The sequence below is a fragment of the Cognatilysobacter lacus genome (assembly GCF_008274655.1).
Taxonomy (GTDB): Bacteria; Pseudomonadota; Gammaproteobacteria; order Xanthomonadales; family Xanthomonadaceae; genus Cognatilysobacter; species Cognatilysobacter lacus.
The window spans coordinates 1-2,491 of the sequence record NZ_VTRV01000233.1 but is presented as its reverse complement, the minus strand read 5'-3'; the positions used below and the strand labels follow the sequence as shown (position 1 = coordinate 2,491).

At 69.5% G+C, this 2,491-nt stretch carries 2 protein-coding genes and 1 pseudogene; 1 reads left to right on the top strand and 2 read right to left on the bottom strand.

Annotated features, from left to right (window positions below):
* Both FW784_RS13575 and trxA read right to left on the bottom strand, forming a co-directional pair.
* Positions 1-295 (bottom strand): annotated as a pseudogene (locus FW784_RS13575) (hypothetical protein); the annotation flags it as partial.
* Between the two features lie 277 nt (positions 296-572).
* Complete coding sequence (trxA, locus tag FW784_RS13570) at positions 573-899, bottom strand: thioredoxin (RefSeq protein WP_149353858.1); 327 nt, start codon at positions 897-899, stop codon at positions 573-575.
* Positions 900-1,144: 245 nt separating this feature from the next.
* On the opposite strand from trxA, the gene rhlB reads away from it, so the two are divergent.
* A partial coding sequence (gene rhlB / locus FW784_RS13565; RefSeq protein ID WP_149353857.1) for an ATP-dependent RNA helicase RhlB occupies positions 1,145-2,491 on the top strand: 1,347 nt, incomplete at its 3' end.

Sequence of the window (2,491 nt, the reverse complement as noted above, 5' to 3'; positions counted from 1 at the left end):
ACTCGCCCGCGCTGGAAGGCTGCGGCGCGCCGGAAGCCGGCGCTGCCTCGGGGTTATGCGGCCGCTCATGGCGCGGCGGCTGCTCGCTGCGGGGTGCGGATTCGCTCGTCTGCGCCTGGTCGGCGCGCGGGGCGGTTTCAGTACGTGCAGGGACCTCCGTCGATGGGCTCGGCGCGGGTTCGTTGCGGGGTGCCGTTTCAGCGGCGGTGACGGCGGTCGGATCGGCCTTGGAAACGCGCGTCTTGCGCACGCGCTTTTCGGCGACTTCGCCGGCGTCGGGGATCTGGTCGGACAAGCGGAATTCCTCGCTAAGCGGCGAGCGCCCACGGTTGCGCGGGCGATGTCGGGATCAAAAGAGGGGTGCGGCGGGCGCGAGCGCGCCGGGCCAGCGGCAAACTAGCACCGCCGCAACGGGCCGTGCAAGCGCCCGGGCGGCGGGGCGTGGCTGGGGCGAGCCAAGCGGCAGTGCCGCGGGTTCGGCTCGCCTCAGCCCGAGGACATCGTGCAGGACGGAGGCGCGCCCTGCACGGATCGACGTCCGTCGGTTTATCGCGGGCTCACGCCCGTGGCGCTCAGAGCGCCTTGTCGATCAGTTGCGCCAGCTGAGCCTTGCCCACCGCGCCGATCTGCTGCGAGTGGATCTGGCCGCCCTTGAACAGCAGCAGCATCGGGATCGAGCGCACGTGGTACTTCATGGCACTGGCGCGGTTGTGGTCGACATTGACCTTGACGATCTTCGCGCGACCCTCGTACGTGCCGGCCAGCTCCTCGAGCGCAGGCGCGATCATCTTGCAGGGGCCGCACCACTCGGCCCAGAAGTCGACGAGCACGGGCTCGGACGACTGCAGCACCTCGCGGTCGAAGTCGGCGTCGCCGACATGCTTGATCTTCTCGCTCACTGAACAGGTCTCCTCGGGAACCGATGCGGCGGACATCCTCGCACGGACCGCGTGCAGGCATGCGCTACACTTGGGGGCCTCTCCGCGGTGGCGCAAGCCCCGCACGGCCGTCCGATCCGCGCCCGCGAACGCTCCATCCGCGTGTGCCCCGCCCGCATCGACTGCGCGCCCGGACGCCCCTTGCCGGCCCGGCTTCATGCCCGGCCGCCGACCCTCGCAAGCGCCCAGCGGCGCGCCGGAACCTGATGAGCGACAAGCCCCTTACCGATATCTCCTTCACCTCGTTCGACCTGCACCCGACGTTGCTCGCCGGGCTTGAAGCCGCCGGCTTCACGCGCTGCACGCCGATCCAGGCCCTGACCCTTCCGCTCACGCTGACCGGCCGCGACGTCGCCGGCCAGGCGCAGACCGGCACCGGCAAGACGCTCGCGTTCCTGGTGACCGTGCTCGACCGCCTGCTGAAAAAGCCCGCGCTCGCCGACCGCAAGGCGGAGGACCCGCGCGCGCTGATCCTCGCCCCGACCCGCGAGCTCGCGATCCAGATCCACAAGGACGCGGTGAAGTTCGGGTCCGACCTCGGCATCAAGTTCGCGCTCGTCTACGGCGGCGTCGACTACGACAAGCAGCGCCAGATCCTGCAGTCGGGCGCCGACGTGATCATCGCGACCCCGGGTCGCCTGATCGACTACGTCAAGCAGCACAAGGTGGTCTCGCTGCACGCCTGCGAGATCTGCGTGCTCGACGAAGCCGACCGCATGTTCGACCTCGGCTTCATCAAGGACATCCGCTTCCTGCTGCGCCGCATGCCCGAGCGCACCACGCGGCAGACGCTGCTGTTCTCGGCGACGCTCAGCCACCGCGTACTCGAGCTCGCCTACGAGCACATGAACGAGCCCGAGAAGATCGTTGTCGAAAGCGAGTTCATCACCGCGGCCAAGGTGCGCCAGAAGGTGTACTACCCGGCTGACGAGGAAAAGATCCCGCTGCTGATCGCGCTGCTGTCGCGCAGCGAAGGCGCGCGCACGATGGTGTTCGTCAACACCAAGGCGTTCGTCGAGCGCGTCGCCAGGGCGCTCGAGCGCGCGGGCTACCGCGTCGGCGTGCTGTCGGGCGACGTGCCGCAGAAGAAGCGCGAGTCGCTGCTGAAGAAGTTCCAGGCCGGCCAGCTCGAGATCCTGGTGGCGACGGACGTGGCCGCGCGAGGGCTGCACATCGACGGCGTGTCGCACGTCTACAACTACGACCTGCCGTTCGACGCGGAGGACTATGTCCACCGCATCGGCCGTACCGCGCGCCTGGGCGCCGAGGGTGATGCGATCAGCTTCGCCTGCGAGCGCTATGCGATGAGCCTGCCGGATATCGAGGCCTACATCGAGCAGAAGCTGCCGACCGAACAGGTCACCTCGGACATGCTGGTCGCGCTGCCGCGCCCGGTGCGCGAGAAGGTGGCGGGCGAGGAAGAGGAGAGCGTGAGCTCGATCTTCCGCGAGGCGCGCGAGCAGAAGGCCGAGGACGACGCGCGACGCGGCATCAAGCCGCGCAGCGGCGGTCGCGGTGCAAGCGGTGCCCCGCGCGACGGCGAGCGTCGCCCG